Source organism: Marinobacter gudaonensis, assembly GCF_900115175.1.
In the GTDB taxonomy this organism is placed as follows: Bacteria; Pseudomonadota; Gammaproteobacteria; order Pseudomonadales; family Oleiphilaceae; genus Marinobacter; species Marinobacter gudaonensis.
Window position 1 is genome coordinate 2,678,025 of sequence record NZ_FOYV01000001.1, and the last position, 17,266, is coordinate 2,695,290.

The 17,266-nt window shown below is 59.7% G+C and carries 19 protein-coding genes; 5 read left to right on the top strand and 14 right to left on the bottom strand.

All coding sequences use genetic code 11. From position 1 onward, the window contains the following. Window positions 1-160: 160 nt before the first annotated feature. Window positions 161-850 (top strand): type 2 periplasmic-binding domain-containing protein, encoded by a 690-nt coding sequence (locus BM344_RS12055; RefSeq protein ID WP_091990107.1) that lies wholly within the window; start codon window positions 161-163, stop codon window positions 848-850. Here BM344_RS12055 and BM344_RS12060 read toward each other — a convergent pair. The 11 genes from BM344_RS12060 to BM344_RS12105 all read right to left on the bottom strand — a co-directional run bounded on the left by BM344_RS12060 (window position 838) and on the right by BM344_RS12105 (window position 10,725). Next, window positions 838-2,763, bottom strand: a complete 1,926-nt coding sequence (locus tag BM344_RS12060) for a methyl-accepting chemotaxis protein (protein ID WP_091990110.1) — start codon at window positions 2,761-2,763, stop codon at window positions 838-840. The two genes, BM344_RS12055 and BM344_RS12060, sit on opposite strands and share 13 nt — an antisense overlap. 223 nt (window positions 2,764-2,986) lie before the next feature. Beyond that, window positions 2,987-3,232, bottom strand: a complete 246-nt coding sequence (locus BM344_RS12065) for a hypothetical protein (protein WP_091990113.1) — start codon at window positions 3,230-3,232, stop codon at window positions 2,987-2,989. Window positions 3,233-3,326: 94 nt separating this feature from the next. Further along, entirely contained in the window at window positions 3,327-3,566 is a 240-nt protein-coding gene (locus tag BM344_RS12070; protein WP_091990117.1) for a sulfurtransferase TusA family protein, read from the bottom strand. Then, entirely contained in the window at window positions 3,559-3,684 is a 126-nt protein-coding gene (locus BM344_RS17725) for a hypothetical protein (RefSeq protein WP_265734095.1), read from the bottom strand. Before BM344_RS17725 ends, BM344_RS12070 begins: the two co-directional genes overlap by 8 nt. Further along, window positions 3,681-4,856, bottom strand: coding sequence for a formate dehydrogenase subunit gamma (locus BM344_RS12075; RefSeq protein WP_091990120.1), 1,176 nt, complete (start codon window positions 4,854-4,856; stop codon window positions 3,681-3,683). The genes BM344_RS17725 and BM344_RS12075 overlap by 4 nt, the downstream gene beginning before the upstream one ends. A gap of 88 nt (window positions 4,857-4,944) precedes the next feature. After that, the gene (fdh3B, locus tag BM344_RS12080) at window positions 4,945-5,553 is read right to left on the bottom strand and encodes a formate dehydrogenase FDH3 subunit beta (protein ID WP_091990122.1); all 609 of its coding nucleotides are present in this window, start codon (window positions 5,551-5,553) and stop codon (window positions 4,945-4,947) included. Window positions 5,554-5,568: 15 nt separating this feature from the next. Continuing rightward, complete coding sequence (locus tag BM344_RS12085) at window positions 5,569-8,454, bottom strand: formate dehydrogenase subunit alpha (RefSeq protein WP_091990125.1); 2,886 nt, start codon at window positions 8,452-8,454, stop codon at window positions 5,569-5,571. Between the two features lie 91 nt (window positions 8,455-8,545). Then, window positions 8,546-8,737 (bottom strand): twin-arginine translocation signal domain-containing protein, encoded by a 192-nt coding sequence (locus BM344_RS12090; protein WP_091990128.1) that lies wholly within the window; start codon window positions 8,735-8,737, stop codon window positions 8,546-8,548. A 39-nt stretch (window positions 8,738-8,776) separates the two neighbouring features. Further along, entirely contained in the window at window positions 8,777-9,388 is a 612-nt protein-coding gene (locus BM344_RS12095) for a TorD/DmsD family molecular chaperone (RefSeq protein ID WP_091990131.1), read from the bottom strand. Window positions 9,389-9,497: 109 nt separating this feature from the next. Next, window positions 9,498-10,133, bottom strand: coding sequence for a DUF3306 domain-containing protein (locus BM344_RS12100; protein WP_091990134.1), 636 nt, complete (start codon window positions 10,131-10,133; stop codon window positions 9,498-9,500). Between the two features lie 13 nt (window positions 10,134-10,146). Continuing rightward, window positions 10,147-10,725, bottom strand: a complete 579-nt coding sequence (locus tag BM344_RS12105; RefSeq protein WP_091990137.1) for a DUF3305 domain-containing protein — start codon at window positions 10,723-10,725, stop codon at window positions 10,147-10,149. A gap of 142 nt (window positions 10,726-10,867) precedes the next feature. Between BM344_RS12105 and BM344_RS12110 the strand changes: the two genes are divergently transcribed. The 4 genes from BM344_RS12110 to BM344_RS12125 are packed head-to-tail and all read left to right on the top strand — an operon-like array spanning window position 10,868 to window position 14,930. Then, window positions 10,868-12,847 (top strand): 4Fe-4S binding protein, encoded by a 1,980-nt coding sequence (locus BM344_RS12110; RefSeq protein ID WP_091990139.1) that lies wholly within the window; start codon window positions 10,868-10,870, stop codon window positions 12,845-12,847. A gap of 19 nt (window positions 12,848-12,866) precedes the next feature. Further along, window positions 12,867-13,712, top strand: a complete 846-nt coding sequence (locus BM344_RS12115; RefSeq protein WP_091990141.1) for an Mrp/NBP35 family ATP-binding protein — start codon at window positions 12,867-12,869, stop codon at window positions 13,710-13,712. Then, window positions 13,709-14,413 (top strand): biotin/lipoate--protein ligase family protein, encoded by a 705-nt coding sequence (locus BM344_RS12120; RefSeq protein WP_091990144.1) that lies wholly within the window; start codon window positions 13,709-13,711, stop codon window positions 14,411-14,413. The genes BM344_RS12115 and BM344_RS12120 overlap by 4 nt, the downstream gene beginning before the upstream one ends. A gap of 40 nt (window positions 14,414-14,453) precedes the next feature. After that, window positions 14,454-14,930 carry a DUF6505 family protein gene (locus BM344_RS12125; protein ID WP_091990146.1) on the top strand — a complete coding sequence of 159 codons (477 nt, stop codon included), beginning with the start codon at window positions 14,454-14,456 and terminating at the stop codon, window positions 14,928-14,930. Here the strand turns inward: BM344_RS12125 and BM344_RS12130 are convergent, their stop codons facing one another. From BM344_RS12130 to mobA, 3 genes are read right to left on the bottom strand one after another with little or no spacing between them, the layout of a single operon-like run. Beyond that, entirely contained in the window at window positions 14,931-16,178 is a 1,248-nt protein-coding gene (locus tag BM344_RS12130; RefSeq protein WP_091990149.1) for a molybdopterin-binding protein, read from the bottom strand. Continuing rightward, on the bottom strand, window positions 16,175-16,681 hold the full coding sequence (gene mobB, locus BM344_RS12135) for a molybdopterin-guanine dinucleotide biosynthesis protein B (protein WP_091990151.1): 507 nt from the start codon (window positions 16,679-16,681) through the stop codon (window positions 16,175-16,177). Before mobB ends, BM344_RS12130 begins: the two co-directional genes overlap by 4 nt. After that, complete coding sequence (gene mobA, locus BM344_RS12140; protein ID WP_091990154.1) at window positions 16,678-17,265, bottom strand: molybdenum cofactor guanylyltransferase MobA; 588 nt, start codon at window positions 17,263-17,265, stop codon at window positions 16,678-16,680. Before mobA ends, mobB begins: the two co-directional genes overlap by 4 nt. Window position 17,266: the final 1 nt, after the last annotated feature.

Here is a 17,266-nt window from a genome sequence, read left to right on the forward strand (position 1 = left end):
TGTCCGGTGTTTCTGTAACCTTTTTGCAGTACCGGTTACCCAATCTGTACAGCCCCTGTATGTACCCGGGGCGAGCCAAAGGCTTATAGTGGTGCGACATGCGACTCGGGCAGCAAGTGATCGTATGAGCCGTCGATAACAAGTAACGGAGCTGAAGTTGATGGGTAGGCTGTTGGCGTTGGCTGCCATGTTGTGCACGCTCCTCCCGGCGCACGGAGAAAACAGAAGCTACCGGGTTGGGGTCGGGCAGGAGTTCAGCAATGTCGTCGCCGTTGGTGAAAATGGCCTCTACGGGCCGATAGCCGGGGCCTACCGCTGTATTCTGGATGGTGCCGGCTACCGATATGATTTCGTGACGCTGCCTCTGGCCAGGCTGGTCCATGAGCTGGAACTGGGGCGCATTGACGTGGGGCTGCCGCTGGTTCAGGACCCCGTCCGTGACCGGTTTGCGGTATTCGGGGATACGGTTGTTAAATCCAGCTATCTGCGAATCTCTCTGTCGGCCAACAAGGTCAGGCCGCATGAGGACAAGGCCCGCTATGTCTATGTTCGCGGATTTGCCGGCAAGGCCCTGTTACGGGATCTTGAGGGGCCGACGTTCGAGGTCAGCGAGTGGCAGCAGGCCATCGCCATGCTCCGGCTGGGACGTGCCGACTATGTGCTTATTACTGAAAAAACCTACGGTACCCTGGCGGAATCGAAGCAGGGCGACCTGACCGCCGAGAAAGTTCGCGATCTGGATGTCGCCTACTATGTCCGCAACACGCTCCCCGAGCTGGCCCGGTCTCTCAACCAGGCCAGTGACCGCTGCCATCAGCTACCGGCAAAGTCCGTCTCTCAGGTTCGATAGGATCCCAGCCGGGTTTTCAGTGTCTCAGCAAGACGCTCGAGGCTTTCCGCTGCTTCATTGGTTGATGTCGCATTTTGCTCGCTGTTTGCGGCCATTTCCCGAATGTGTTCGAGACGTTGGTTGATGTCCTCCGACACTCTGCTTTGTTGTTCGGCGGCTCCGGCCATTTCGATGTTGGAGTCGCGAATGGCCAGCACGCTCTCGCGAAGGGCATCGATTGCGTTGCCGGTTTCACGGATCATTCCGCTGGTTTCGTTGGCCAACCGACTACCCACCTCAATAACATCTGTCACACTGGCCACACCTTCCTGAAGGTGGTTGATCTGGGCCTGAATTTCCTTGATGGACTCCTGGGTGCGGCGGGCGAGGTTTCGTACTTCATCGGAGACCACCGCGAAGCCTCGCCCGTGTTCTCCGGCGCGCGCGGCTTCGATAGCGGCGTTCAGGGCCAGCAGATTGGTCTGTTCTGAAATGTTCTCGATCACGGCGAGTATGCTGCCAATGTTGTCCGAGGCTTCCTTGAGGGAAGCACTGGTTTGGGTGGAGCGCTCATTGTTGTCGAGCTGATTCTGAATTTTCGCCGTGGTCTGCTTGATCAGTGACTGGCCGCTCTCCGCGAGGCCATCGGCTTCCCGGGCAATATTCTCGGCTCTGGAGGCACTCTCTGCCACGTTCTGTGCCGTTGCAGTCATCTCGTTCATGGCCGTGGCAACCTGTGCCGTCTCGCCGGTCTGCCGGTAGACAACTGTCGCCGAGTCGGCTGAAATGCCGCGCAGTCTGGTGGACGCGTCCACCAGGCTTTCTGAGGACTCCTTGGTTTCGGAAATGGTTGCCTGGAGTCGCTCCAGCAGACGATCGAATCCTCGCGCCATAACATCCAGTTCGCTCTTACCTTTCGGGTTGAAACGGACCGTCAGGTCGCCACCGCCGCTGGCAATATCATCAATTGCGGCGATCATCTTCTGCAAAGGCCGTGCGACAACCAGCTGTGCCAGCGCACTCAGCACACCGATCAGAATGAGGCCTCCTACCAGAATGGCGACAATCGCGCTTACCGTCTGGTTGCGCACCATGGCAGAGACCTCCGCCTCGGAGTATCCGGTGACAATCTGATAGCCCCAGGGTTCAAATACGATGCGGTCAAGCTGCCAGTCATCGGAGCCTTGTTCGAGAATGCCCTGCAGTTGCTCGGACGCGATAGTGTCCGAGTGCATCCTGAGCCTGTTTTTGTCGTCGACCAGCGCCACAAAGCCATTTTGAAGGAGGCTTGAGGACGTGATCGCCTGCTCCAGTTCTTTAAGGTCGGCGGAGTAGCCAACGTACCAGATACCGACAACCTGGTTGGCCGCGTTGCGTATCGGACTGTAGGCGGTGAGGTAGGGGTTGCCGAGGATATCCACCTGGCCAAAGTAAGCCTCGCCTTGGCTGATGGCGCGACCTGCGGCACCAGCCATGTTGAGGGTGGTGCCGATCGCCCGAGAGCCGTCGTCCTTTTTCACATTGGTCGACACCCTCACGAAGTCCTGACCGTCACGAACAAACAGTGTCGCGGTGCCGCCCATCACTTTGGTGATGCCATCCACCAGTGCAAAGTTGTTGTTGATCAGAGTGTCGCCCAGATAAAGCGCTGGCCTGGGTTGCCCGGCCACCATTTCCGTGCCCTGAACACGGGCTTCACCCAGCTGGTTCCCACGCTCGATCATGAGGTTCAAGGAGTTCTGCACCCGTTTGGACATCAGCTCATCAGTAATGGTGAACATTCCGGTGATTTCCTCAACCAGATCGTTCTTGCGATCGACTACGTCCGAGGTGATGGTTTGCTGGGTCCGGAATGCAATCAAACCACTGACAATCAGGGCGATTGCCAGCAGTACAACGGATATCCAGACAATAAACAGTTTCCTGATGGACATGTTTTCTTCCCCCGTAACAAGTCCCGGTCGCCACCGATGATGATGCCGTATGTTGTATTAACGGCCTGCTCTGCAAAAGCGTGAGTCGAAAACAGGTGTTGTTCGGACAAAGTGTGGAAATACTGGAACTATGGTACGCCGCAGGAGCCACACCTTGGGGTATAAAGGTGCTACTCGGCAGTCTGGAAGCGCGAAAGCTCCCCCGAGGTTGTCACTAATGGGATCAGGCACTCTCCCGGAGCTCTTTCAGGGCGCCAGGGTCGGATTCTGCGGGCTCCGGGAGGGCAGTCGACAGAGTCATGAGAAGGTCCGTGGTGTGGCTCATCTTTTCACTGAGTCCGGCGTAGTCGATTGACTGAAGGTTCTCAGCCTGGGCTGCGGCAAGCTGATACTGTTTTTCCAGAATCAGGTCCTGCAGCGTGGCAATCTGGTCGGTGGTCAAAAACACCGGTCGTTTTCCGTCCCTCATGATACAGCTCCGTGTCGGAATGATTGAATCGAGAAGAACGAATTACGATCGCTTTTTTGCTATGGATCTTAACTAAAGCGATAGGATTTGATAATCAAGCCAGGCGGATCCGGTAGCGGGTCACCCCGGCGCCCTCTTCCTTGATCCATTCAATCCGGTGGCCGGTGATCTCGCACAGTGCCTGCAGGTCTTTACGACCGCTGGGATCGTCGGCGAGGAAATCGACCTCGGTGCCACTGGGAAGGCCTTGGGTGCGCTTTTTGAAACGCAGGATGGGAAGTGGGCATACCAGACCGACCGCGTCGATCTGGTATACCCCGGTTTGCTCAGTCAAGACTGACACTCTCGGTGCTGGTCTGCTCGGCGGAAGACCAACCGAACTGGTTCAGCATTGGCGGAGCTGCGAACGCTATAACCAGCGCTGCGACAAATGCGGAAATCATGACTTTCATGATGATCCTCCCTTGCCCTGTTTGGCCTCGACCTCAGCCACCCACAGATCGTGGTGCTGGCGAGCCCATTCCAGGTCCACCTGACCGTTGCCCATGGCATCGAAGGCGCCTTCCATACCGACCGAGCCGATGTAGATGTGCGCGATGATGGCCATCATCATGATGAAGGCGACGATCGAGTGCCAGATGTTGGCGTACTGCATCTCTTCATGGGGCGCCAGATCAGTCGGGAAGCTGGTTCCAAGAATGCTGTTGATGACGCCGAAGGTGTCAGCAAACATGGGCATCTGGAAGGGGAAGAGCAGTGACAGTCCGGACAGTGACACGGAGAAGCCGAGAATCATGACGGTCCAGAAGACGATCTTCTGTCCGGCATTGAACTTCTTCGCCGAGGGGTGGTGGCCGCTGCCGATGATACCGCCGCCTGCCTTCAACCACTGCCAGTCCAGCTTGTTGGGAATGTTGTGAGACACCCACATGACGAACGTCAGAACGAGGCCGATCATGAATGCCCAGGCCACGTTATTGTGCAGCCATTTGGAGCCAGCGGCGATGGTCGCGAACGCATCCTTGCCAATCACCGGAATCAGGAAGCTTCGTCCCATCAGGGTCAGAAGCCCGGTCAGTGCAAGCGCAATGAACGAGCCCGCCAGCAGCCAGTGCCCAAACCGTTCGATGGCCTTGAACCGCTCAATGGTTGTGCCCGCAGGCCCACCATCAATCATGATTCGGCCACGAACGAAATAGAACACCACCAACAGAGCAATGATCGCAAGCAGTGCGCTACCACCGTAGGTAATGACCGGCCCCTCACGAAGCTTGTACCAGGGCATACCGCCGTCCTGAATCAGAACGTCAGCGGCAGGGCCACGGACCTGAGTGCTGGGATCGATCTCGTTATAGCGGATAGCCCGCCAGTTTTCCGAATCAGAGACACCGCCCCGGGTACCCAGGGGTGCCGAGATTGGCGGAGCGTTTTCGGGGTTACCGAGGTTCTGGGAGCGGAAACTGTCGTCGACTTCCAGCTGTTTTTGACGTCGCAGGATATCTTCGAGGGTTTGGGCCCCGCCGGTCGCGCTTCGTTCCGGTTCCGGAATGTCCTGCGCCCAGACAGGGTTTAGCATCAGCGTCGCAAGCAACAAGCCGACGACACCTAAGAGTTTTTTGTTCATCTAGAGCACTCCAGCGGAATCAACAAGAAGAAATTGTTGCCGTAACCGACAACGGGGCCCCGAAGGGCCCCGAATCGGTCGGGCCAGTTTATGCGCCCTTCTTCTCGTAGGCTGTGCCCCATCCCCAGGCGCCGGAACCGAAACCGCGGTTCACCACACGCTGGCGATAGATGTCCGCCACCTCGTCGCCGTCACCGGCCAACAGGGCTTTGGTGGAGCACATTTCCGCACAGATCGGCAGTTTGCCTTCGGCAATACGGTTACGCCCGTACTTCTGGAACTCAACCGTGGAGTTGTCTTCTTCCGGGCCGCCTGCACAGAACGTGCACTTGTCCATCTTGCCCCGGCTGCCGAAGTTACCCGCTTGCGGGAACTGCGGCGCACCGAACGGGCATGCGTAGAAGCAATAGCCACAACCGATACACAGATCCTTGGAGTGCAGCACGATGCCGTCTTCGGTCTGGTAGAAGCAGTCCACCGGGCAGACGGCCATACAGGGCGCATCTGAACAGTGCATGCAGGCTACCGAGATCGAACGTTCACCGGGTTTGCCATCCTCGATGGTGACTACCCGGCGGCGGTTGATACCCCAGGGAACTTCGTGCTCATTCTTACAGGCCGTCACGCAGGCATTACATTCGATGCAGCGCTCGGCGTCGCAAAGGAATTTTGCTCTTGCTTGTCCTTCAAGTGCCATGGTCTACACCTCTCTTTATGCCGGCATGATCGAACATAGGGTTGCCTTGGTCTCTTGCATCTGCGTGACCGAGTCGTACCCGTATGTTTGAACGGTGTTGGTGGATTCACCCAGAACGATGGGGTCAGCGCCCTTGGGATACTTGTCCCGCAGATCCTTGCCCTGGTAGTGCCCGCCGAAGTGGAAGGGCATGAAGGCAACGCCTTCACCTACACGTTCCGTGATCATGGCCTTGACCTTGATCTTCGCGCCCTCGGGGCCATGGACCCAGACATCGTGACCGTCACGAATGTTCAGGTTGTTGGCATCACGAGGATTCACTTCAATGAACATCTCCTGCTGAAGTTCTGCCAGCCAGGGGTTCGAACGGGTTTCGTCACCGCCACCCTCGTATTCGACCAGACGGCCGGAGGTGAGGATGATCGGGAAATCCTTGCTGAAGTCCTTCTGCTGGATGGACTCATACAGGGTCGGAACACGCCAGAACGTCTTGTCCTCGTAGGTGGGATAATCCGCTACCAGATCCCTGCGCGGCGTGTACAGCGGCTCGCGGTGCAGCGGGACCGGATCCGGGAAGTTCCAGACGATGGCCCGTGCCTTGGCGTTACCAAACGGTGCGCATTCGTGCTTGATGGCCACACGCTGGATACCACCGGACAGGTCGGTTTTCCAGTTGGTTTCCGCTCCGGCGATGCCGTCGATGACCGCACGCTCTTCCGCCGTCAGGTCGCCATCCCAGCCCAGATCCATCAGCATCTGCATGGTGAACTCGGGGTAACCGTCCTTGATCTCGGAGTTCTTGGAGTACACACCGTCCGCCAGGATATTCTGGCCGTTGTGTTCAACACCGAAACGGGCGCGGAAGGTCAGGCCGCCTTCGGAAACCGGCAGCGACATATCGTACAGGTTGGCGGTGCCCGGGTGGTTCATTTCCGGGGTGCCCCAGCACGGCCATGGCAGTCCGTAGAAATCACCGTCACAGGGGCCGCCGACAGCACGCAGGGTGGTCTTGTCGAAGTGATGCTGGTACTGCATGTGCTTCTTCAGACGCTCCGGCGACTGGCCGGTGTAACCGATGGTCCACATACCCTTGTTGAACTCGCGGGTAATGTCTTCGATCGACGGTTCATCGCCGTTGATGGCGATGTTGCGGAACATGCGATCGGTGAAACCGAACTTGTCCGCGAACAGCTTCATGATCTCATGGTCGACCTTGGAGTCGAACAGTGGTTCTACCACCTTTTCACGCCACTGGAGAGAGCGGTTGGAAGCCGTTACCGAGCCTGAAGTCTCGAACTGGGTGGTGGTTGGCAGCAGATACGCGCCATCCTTCCGGTCATGCAGCACGGCGGACACGGTGGGGAAGGGATCCACAACAACCAGCAGGTCGAGCTTCTCCATCGCTTCCTTCATTTCCGTCATCCGGGTCTGGGAGTTGGGCGCGTGGCCCCACAGCACCATGGCCCGGGTGTTGTCCGGCTGTTCGAGGTTTTCCTTGGCTTCCAGAACGCCGTCGATCCAGCGCGACACCGGAATGCCCTTCTCGTTCATCATGGCGCGGGACTTGCCGTCCTTGTCCCACACGGCAAAGCGGCCTTTCAACCACTCCAGATCCTCTTCCCAGACACGCGCCCAGTGCGCCCAGGAGCCGGCGCTGAGACCGTAGTAGCCGGGCAGGGTGTCGGCGAGTACGCCGAGGTCTGTCGCGCCCTGAACGTTGTCGTGGCCACGGAAAATGTTGGTGCCGCCTCCGGCAACGCCGACGTTACCCAGGGCAAGCTGAAGCACGCAGTAGGCACGGGTGTTGTTATTGCCGTTACTGTGCTGAGTGCCGCCCATACACCAGACAACTGTTCCAGGACGGTTGTTGGCCAGGGTGCGTGCTACACGCTCAAGCTGTGCACCGGGTGTGCCGGTGACGCGCTCGACCTCTTCGGGGGTCCAGCGTTTAACCTCTTGGCGAATATCATCCAGACCGTACACTCGGGTGCGGATGAACTCTTTGTCTTCCCAGCCATTCTCGAAGATATGCCAGAGAATACCCCACACCAGCGCCACATCGGTCCCGGGACGGAATCGCACATACTCGTCCGCGTGAGCAGCGGTACGCGTAAACCGGGGATCGCAAACGATCAGCGGTGCGTTGTTTTCTTCCTTGGCCTTCAGCACGTGCAGCAATGACACGGGGTGCGCTTCTGCGGGGTTGCCCCCGATGATGAAGATGGCCTTGGAATTGTGCATGTCGTTGTACGAGTTGGTCATCGCACCGTAGCCCCAGGTGTTGGCTACGCCGGCAACGGTTGTCGAGTGACAGATCCGGGCCTGGTGGTCGACGTTGTTGGTGCCCCAGTAGGCCGCAAACTTGCGGAAGAGGTAGGAGCCTTCATTGGAGAACTTGGCACTGCCAAGCCAGTAAACCGAATCGGGTCCGCTTTCTTCGCGGATCTGCAACATCTTGTCGCCGATTTCGTTGATCGCCTGATCCCAGGGGATTTTCTGCCACTGACCATTGACCAGTTTCATTGGCGACTTCAGGCGGCGCTCGCCGTGAGCGTGTTCACGCACCGACGCGCCCTTGGCACAGTGGGCGCCGAGGTTGAAGGGGCTGTCCCAGCCGGGTTCCTGGCCGGTCCACACACCGTTCTGGACTTCGGCTTCTACCGTGCAGCCGACCGAGCAGTGTGTACAGACCGATTTCTTGACAACCACTTCACCGCCACCGGTGGTCGGGGCGGCAGCCTCAACACGTCCGGATGTCAGCGACAGTGCTGCCAGGCCACCCACTGCAACACCGGAGGTTGTCAGGAACTGACGACGGTCCAGAGTCTTGGCAGCGAGTGAAGAAAGCAAGGAGCCTGCACGGGGGCCTTTCGCTACCCCGTTGGTCTTCTTCCTTAACATGTCTCATACCTCTCTCTTTTATTATTCTCGTTTTTCCGGAAAGCTCAGTCTCTCAAGGGCCTTTCGCAACCTTGATCAACTCAAACCCCCGTTAAAAGCGAGCCGATTCGAAATACTTACGTGTATGTTCGGTATCACGTAATCCGCGGCTTTTCGGCACGTCTTTCCTGACCACCTCGGCTGCGGCGTTCGGTGCAACCGTCATTGCCACGGCAGCTGGAGCTGCAACGGCGGCCATTTTCAGAAAATGGCGACGGCTGTTTTCACGCTTCGGGTTGTCCATTGGACACCTCCCCCTGGGTTAAGGGATCTGCGATCCCGGTTACTGAATTGCAAAGGCCTCCGCTTCCACCGCCATGAAAGCCCGCCCAAGCGAGCCAACCGGCGCGTAGAAGACAGCGCTTTGCGCTTCTTCCAAGTCGGTAAAAAACAGTTCCGCCCACTTGGCAAGGTGAGCGTCGAAAAAGGCTTTCTGAGAGGCCACATCGCTGTCACAGGGAAAGGCGCCGGTGATGATGCCGGCCATGATTTCACAGAGCGTGCAGATGTGGTCTTCGGGTTCTTTTACGTCGCTGCGAGCCTTGATGCCACGGGACATCAGGTCGGTTCGCAGTTCCGCCAGGGGCTTCTCATTCAGGAAGCCGGTGAGGTAATAGCTGGCATAGGGCAGGAGTTCGCCACGACCGAGGCCAACAAACAGGTTGTTGAACTCCCGCTCGACATCGTGAGGGTTGGTGCGCTCGGCCAGTGCGGCCAGGTTTTTCGAGGCCTGGCCCAGAGGCGTGTCGTCACCCTGGAGCGATGACAGACCCTGCAACAATTCCGCCGTGGGCGGGTTGGCCAGCAGCACGCCCAGCAACTGATAGATTTGAGCCCTGGCGCGATCTTCTTCGGTGATCGAACGAGGGCACTGGATTTCCGCCGTGTCAGTCAAGTCGGTTTCCTTCTAATTATTATGTGCGCACTTTCACACTAGCTTAGTACACATCCGCAAATAGTGGAGCAAGCAACGATACATTTACCAATAGCTGAATCGTATTTCACTAATAGTCAAAACGCATGCGAGGCCGGAACCGGGGTTCCGGCGCCTCTTCCGTCTCTTCAGGTTCCGCCTGTGTGACCTGGAGGTTGCCAGACACTTGCGGCTCCGGGGCTTGGTCGGCCTCGATTGCAGTTTCGGCTTCCGGGCTCTGGTCGCTAACGGGCTCGACCTCTGACGGTTGCGCCAGACTGCTGGTCGGCTCGTCCACAACCTCGGCTGCCTTTTTGGCTTTTTCCACCATGCCCTCACCGACCCGATAAAGCGAACTCACGGTCTGTCCGGCCGTGGAAGCCAGCGTGTAATCCTCGTCATAGTCATTCAGCCCGTCCAATACGGCCAGCACCGGATTGGATTTCCAGAGGCTCCGCAATGCCTTGCGACGAAGAAACTCGGGAATCTCCCGACGCATGAACCCGGTGATGTCCGTGCCGATTTCAATGGACGCCGGATCAGGCAGCCCGTATTTGTCGAGCAGTTCCTGTTCCGACAGCGTCTCATTAATGGCCAGCTCCTGCTGCTCCGGCTCCGGGGCGGGGGCTGACGGTTCCGGTTCCTGTGCCGGCGCGGGGGTAGGCCCAACCTTTCGATTGGCTTCGGCCTTTTTACGGGACCAGCGCTGCCAACGGGATTCAACCATTGCTACACCCTCGTTAATGCACCTTGGGTTTCTTGATGTTGGTGGGCGCCCGGAACACGTCGCTTTCCTGTCGGATGCGAGGGTCGCCCTTGGCGTCCTCCACCGCATCGACACGCACCTCGTCCCGGCGCCGCTTCTTGAACGGCTCCTCGATGTAGTGCATGTCGATAAATTCCTTGATCCAGGCTGCCAGGGACTCGGGGATGGGAACAGACTCGACGATACTCTCGCCACTGTCCAGGGAGTCCAGCGCCTCGTGGGCATTGGCGGTGATGGTGCTGAGCATCCAGCCTGAAGGAGACTGACCGGTGACGTCCCGATCGAGAATGACCCAGGCAGACGGCACGCTCATGTTGAGGGATACCAGATAGCCCTCGACATCCGCTCGAAACAGCTCCATGGTGACCGTGCCGGCGTGGTAGTCAACCACCTCGCCGTCGTGGACCAGTTCTTTCCAGAAGGCGTCCGGTGCCCCGGGAATGACAGCAACAGGTTTCCAGATTTCTTTGGCCCAGCGGGTTACTCCGGGAGACCGGCGAACAACGGCGCCAACCTGTAGTGTGCGTTTCCAGTGATCGGTTCTACTGCTCATGATGGATCTCTTCTTGTTATAGCTAGAAACTAGCAGGGCTCCAACAATTATCCAATTGTTCGAAAGTCGATGGCTATGGCATGCTCGAAGTGAGAGAGTGATACGTATACGTATAACAACAACGAACAGAGTAAAGTTCCTGATGAGCCAAAAAAAATCCCTATTATTGTGCACCTGTGACAAGAGCCAGACCTTCAATTCCGAGGTTCTTCAGGCGGTTGCCGGTGCCGAGCAGGTGGTTGCGGTAGACCAGTTGTGCGGCAAGGATATGAAGACCGCAGCCGAGCATCTGGGGGCCCGCAACGACGTGCTCATTGCCTGTGGCCAGCAGGCGGCGCTGTTCGAACGGTTGGCGGAAGATGTCCACGCCGAGATTCAGCATGTGGCGCCGCTGAGCACTATCGATATCCGTGATCGGGCCGGCTGGAGTTCGGCCAACGCCAATCCAAAACGACTGGAGGCCAAGCAGGCGGCGCTGGTGGCAGCGGCCCAGTTGCCCGGACCGTCGGCGCCGGCGAAAACCATCCAGTCTAACGGGGTCTGCTGCATCGTGGGCCCGACCGAACAGGCCGTCCGTATGGCCGGGCTGGTGCAGGATGAGCTTGGTGTGACCTGTGTGGTCAACGACGCCGGGCCCATCCAATTGCCTTCCGCCGCCTACGACGTCGCCAAGGGGCAATTGACCAGCGCCTACGGTGCCCTCGGTAACTTCAAGCTGGAGTTTGCTGGCCTGCAGACGCTGCATCCGGCCGGTCGCGGCGAGCTGGGTTATTCACCCGCCCAGGCCACGGCTCGCAGTGAATGCGATGTATTTATTGACCTGCGCGGCGGTGCACCGGCGTTCCCGAGCCATGAAAAGCGCAACGGCTACTTCTGGGCAGACCCTGCCAAAACCGGCGAACTGGAGCGCATTGCCCTCACGGCAAGGGAGATGGTCGGCGAGTTCGAGAAGACCGTCTACTTCCGGCTCGAGGAGTCCCTGTGTGCTCACTCGCGGGCCAACAAGCCCGGCTGCACCCGCTGTCTGGACGTGTGCCCCACGGAGGCGATTTTTTCCGCCGGGGATCACATCCAGATCGATTCCGATATCTGTGCCGGCTGTGGCTCCTGCGCGGCCGTGTGCCCCACATCCGCCGTCACCATGAATGAAACGCCCTACGAGGCGTTGGTGAAAGTGATGGACGTGATGGCAAAGACCTATCGCGAGCACACTCACGAATCGCCCCGGCTGGTGTTCCATACTCTGAATGCCGGCGCTGAGGCCATCACCTATCTGGCCCGGTACGACGACGGCCTGGCCGATGACCTGATTCCGCTTGGCCTGGAGCATGTGGACCGGATTGGCCACGCCGAGATCATGGCGGCGTTCGGAGCCGGCTACGCGGAGGTTCTGATCCTGGCGGACAATGAGCTGGACAAGCGGGCGCTGGCGGCCGAAGTGGAACTGGCCCAGGCCATGCTCAAGGGTACCCACAACTCGCCCAGCCGGGTGCGGGTCATTGACGCCATCGAGCTTTCCGCGCCGGGAGACAACGCCGGGCGGGTCAGCGAACCGGTGTTGCTGGTTGGCGGTCGTCGCGATATCACCCGGGTGACCGCCACTGCCATGGCGGACAAGGTTGATGAGCCGATTCCTTTGCCCAAGGGCGCGCCCTACGGCGCGGTTGAGATCGACTCCGACAAGTGCACCCTGTGCCTGGCCTGTGTGTCCCTGTGCCCCACCGGCGCCCTGGGTGATCACCCGGACCGGCCGGAGGTGCAGTTCACCGAGAACGCCTGTGTGCAGTGCGGTATCTGCGAAAGCACCTGTCCGGAAACAGCCATTACGCTCAAACCCCAGCTGGATCTGTCCAAGGCGGCACTCAGCGCCCGTGCCCTGCACGCAGAAGAACCGTTCGAATGCATCCAGTGTGGCAAGCCATTCGGGGTGGCCAGCACCATCAACCGGATTGTTGCCAAGCTGGAAAACCAGCACTGGATGTACACCAAATCTGATAATGTCCAGCTCATCAAGATGTGCGATGACTGCCGGGTGAAGGCACAGTTTCATGGCGACTCAGCGCCCATGGCTGGCGCCGCAAGACCCAAGGTTCGCACCAGTGATGACTACCGGGACAATTGATTGATAGACAGGAATTTCCATGGTCCAGTACACCGAAGTAGGAAAAAGTAACCTGATTGGCACCGATGCGCCCCGGCCTCAGGACAAGAACCCGAAGGGCGTTGACCGCATCATCGCCATCGCCTCCGGCAAGGGCGGTGTCGGCAAGTCCACCGTGTCCTCAAACCTGGCTGTGGCGATGGCGTCCAAGGGGTTGAAGGTGGGTCTGCTCGATGCCGACGTCTATGGGCCCAGCCAGCCCAGGATGCTGGGCGTGTCGGGTCGGCCGTCGAGCCCGGATGGCCACACCATCCTGCCGCTGCGAAATCACGGGGTTACCCTGATGTCGCTTGGTTTGATGACCTCGGAAGAGGAAGCCATCGTCTGGCGCGGGCCCATGCTGATGGGCGCCCTGCAACAGATGATGAACCAGGTGGATTGGGGGCGACTCGACGTACTGCTGGTGGATCTCCCGCCCGGTACCGGTGACGTGCAGATGACCCTGAGCCAGAAGTTCTTCGTGGCGGGTGCCGTGGTGGTGTCCACGCCCCAGGACATTGCTCTGATGGATGCGCGCAAAGGCATTGATATGTTCAAGCGCATGGACGTGCCGCTGTTTGGCCTGGTGGAGAACATGGCGTCGTTTATCTGCGATGGCTGCGGCAAGGAGCATCACCCGTTTGGCCATGGCGGGGCTCGGGCCGAGGCGAAAAAGCTGGGAGCGCCGTTCCTCGGTGAGATTCCGCTGGATCTGGACATCCGTATCGGCTCCGATGGTGGCGTGCCCATCGTGGTGTCCAAGCCCGAGAGCCCACAGGCGCAGGCATTCCAGCGTCTGGCCGATGAAATCGTTGGTTCTGAACTCTACGCCCAGGCCATCCGATGATCGAGTCACCCCGTTTCCCCCCGTTACTGACCGGAGAAGTGGTGCCGCCGCACACGGATCCGTTCGACAAGGCTGTCAGCCGCGCCGTTGCCGGCGTGGATTCCGGTACGGTGTTTTACTCCGAGGCGGTGGATACCCTGCGCGCCGCCCTGGTGCTGGCGCCAGAGACCCCTCTGGAAGAGGCCATTCAGGCCGTGTATGTGGCACAGATTGGTTTGGCGGAAAGCCTCGGTGCCCTGGCACCGCCCGAAGTGCCGGTGCAGTTCGAGTGGCCGGATCGCATCAAGGTGAACGGGGCGCTGTGCGGCAGTGTCCGGTTTGCCGCCGACGTGTCCGACCCCAAGGCCATGCCCAACTGGCTGGTGATCGGCATTGCCGTGCCCTTCACCCACCCGGGCGGGGAGCCTGGCGAAACACCCGACCAGACCTGCCTGTACGAGGAGGGCTGCGTCGAGATAACGCCGATGGCGCTGCTGGAGAGCTGGTCCAAGCATACACTTTTGTGGCTCACCTATTTCCTGGACAGCGGGTTTGAGCGGGTGCACAACGAATGGCGCCCGCGTTGTGACGCCATCGGCAAGCGCATCGAACAGCCCAGAACAGGCCTGTTTGTGGGGTTGGATGAGAAGGGACGTATGCTGGTGCGTCAGGATGTGATGACCGAAACCGTGAGTTTGATTGAATTTGCCGAGCACCTGTAACGAACAGCTATTGGCAAAAACACCTTTTGAGAGAAAGCGTATGAAACTGGCCCGAACCCTTCGACTGGATATTTCCGATGAGAACGTCTTCGAGCGGCCGGCCCCCAGCGGCGAGTGGGCCATTTCCGGTGGCTTCGAATTTTCCAACTGGACCGAAGCCGACCTGAAAGGGAAAGCCCGCCAGGCGTTTACCAACGGCTGGTACAGCATTGAATCCGGTGGCCGAGCCAGCTTTGTTGGCGTTTGCGATATCACCGAGCCGGAGCTGGAGCGGCTGCGCCACACCCTGGCGCAGACCTTCGTGGAGATCTACGGCGCCCCGGACATCGAGTCTGCATACCCGGTGGCCTGTGAAGAAATCGACCAGATGCGCAGCATGTGCGAGGACTTCGAGGACAATACCCTGCTCATGGTCAGTCGTACCCTGACCGACCTGGGGGTTGAGGAGACCTATCGCTCAAGGGCGCCGCAGGATGCTTCACTGGAAGCCTTTGCGGTGCACGGCAGCGTGGACTGATTAAAGGCCAAAGCTGCCGTAGGGAATGAAGCGCACGGGAGTGCCTGGCTCGATCTGCCGGGCGCTTTCGTCCAGTTCAACCAGACCTTCAGACCAGGCAAGACCGGTCACCCGACCGGAGCCCTCCGAGCCAAACACCTCCACCTGGCCATCCCGAACCCGGGCTCGCAGCATTTCACTGCGCCCGGGTTTCTTGTTCTTGGAGAAGTTGGCCGGCAGTACGTAGGCCTGGGGTTCAAACCATTCGCCTCCGGCCAACAGCGCCATGGCCGGCGCTGCAAATCGCAGCGCACAGACCCAGGCGGCTACCGGGTTTCCGGGAAGGCCAACCACCGGGGTGCCCCGGAACATCGCCAGTGCCAGCGGCCGCCCCGGCTTGATGGCGATGCGCCAGTTGCTGATCTCGCCATGGGCTTTGAGGGTTTTCGAGACGTGGTCTTCGTCGCCAGCGGAGACACCGCCGCTGGTCAGGATCAGGTCGCATTGCTCGGCGCCACGCTCCAGCGCCGCTCTGACGTCTTCAGCCCGGTCCAGCACGTGGCCCAGGTCGACCAGCTCATAGCCCAGCCGGGTAACGAGGGCGCTCAGCATCGGCCGGTTGGCGTCGTAGATTTGCCAGTCGGTTACCTCAGCGCCGACCGGTTTGACTTCATCACCGGTGGACAGGACGCCCACGCGCAGGCGCTGGAATACATCCACCGAGGCCACGCCAACGCTGGCCAGCACTGAAATCTGTGTGGGTGTCAGCCGGGTGCCGGCAGTCAGGATGTGATCCTCTGCCCGGATATCCTCGCCGGCCTTACGGGCATTGGCCCCCTGTTTCAGGGTGCCGTTCAGGTGCAACTGGCCATCGACCACCTCGCAGTCTTCTTCCAGAACCACGGTATCGGTACCCGCCGGCATTACCGCTCCGGTGAGAATCCGGATGGCATGGCCCTGCGGAACCGTACCCTGGTAGGGCTCGCCGGCAGCACTGCGGCCATCCACCAGCGGCAGTGTGCAGGGTACGTCGGTCAGTGGTCCGGCCAGGGCGTAGCCATCGACGGCGGAGTTGGTGCTGGGGGGGTGAGCCCGAGGCGCCAGCACGTCGCTCGCCAGAATGCGGCCATTCACCTCGGAAAGGGGCACAGCGCGGTCGACATCCACCACCGGATGCAGACGTGAGTGCAAGCGCTCCAGCGCTTCTTCAACCGGTGTCCAGTTCACCCCGGGGGGCAAGGCAAAGCAGTCGTTGCGAAGGGGTTTCATGACTCTCTCGCTGATGGCGGAACGTTCTCAATAATAAAGTCGGCCATGCCGGTGATGTCATTGACATCGAACAACGGTCCCTGGAAATCCGCATCGTAATCTGAGGCCACGGCGATAATGTTGGCATCTTCCCGGTACAGCGGGGCGCGCGCGGTATCCTTTCTGTGTACTTCGATCTTCGGGTGGTCGTGGGTTTTGTAGCCTTCCACCACCACCCAGTCGCAGGGTGAAAGCCTGGCCAGTAGTTCTTCCAGAGCGGGTTCGGCGGCCTCCCGCAACTCGTGCATGATGGCAAAGCGCTGACCACCGGCGAGGATGACCTCGCGGGCGCCGGCTTCCCGGTGCTTGTAGCTGTCGGTGCCGGGCTGGTCGATATCCACCTGATGATGGGCATGTTTGATTGAGCTGACCTTCAGGCCACGGTGGGACAGCTCACGAATGAGTGCGCTGGCCAGGGTCGTCTTGCCGGAATTTTTCCAGCCCACAATACCGATGATGTTCACGTCAGGTTCTGCTCCGCCCAGGCGAGATCGTCCGGGGTGTTGATGTTGAAAAAGTCGTTGTCGTCGAAAATGACCAGGGTTTCGCCCTTTGCCTGAGTCCATTGGCGGATCTTTCGCACGCCGTCATTCAGGGCCGCCCGCAGGTCGTGGCGTAGCGCCACCGGCCAGCGGCCAAACGTAGGCTGGGGCAAACGGCCACGGTCCGGATCGGGCGTTGCGGCCAGCGCGATGGGTGTATCGGCCTGGCCGAGGCGTTCAACCAGGTCCAGTGGAAACGAGGGTGTATCGGCGGCCACGCTGATCAGCCACTCATAGCCCTGCTCGGCTGCCCAGTCCATGCCGGCCAGCACGCCGGCCAGGGGGCCGGGGAAATCCCCGATCGAGTCAGGCACGACCGGCAATCCCAGGTCACTGAACCGGCTCAAATCGCCGTTTGCGTTCAGCACAACGGCGTCCACCTGGGGCGTGATCCGGTCTATCACCCGTTGGATCAGCGACTGGTCGCCCAGCATCAGACGGCCCTTGTCGCCACCGCCCATGCGGGTCGCCTGCCCGCCGGCCAGAATCACCGCGCATTGCTTCATT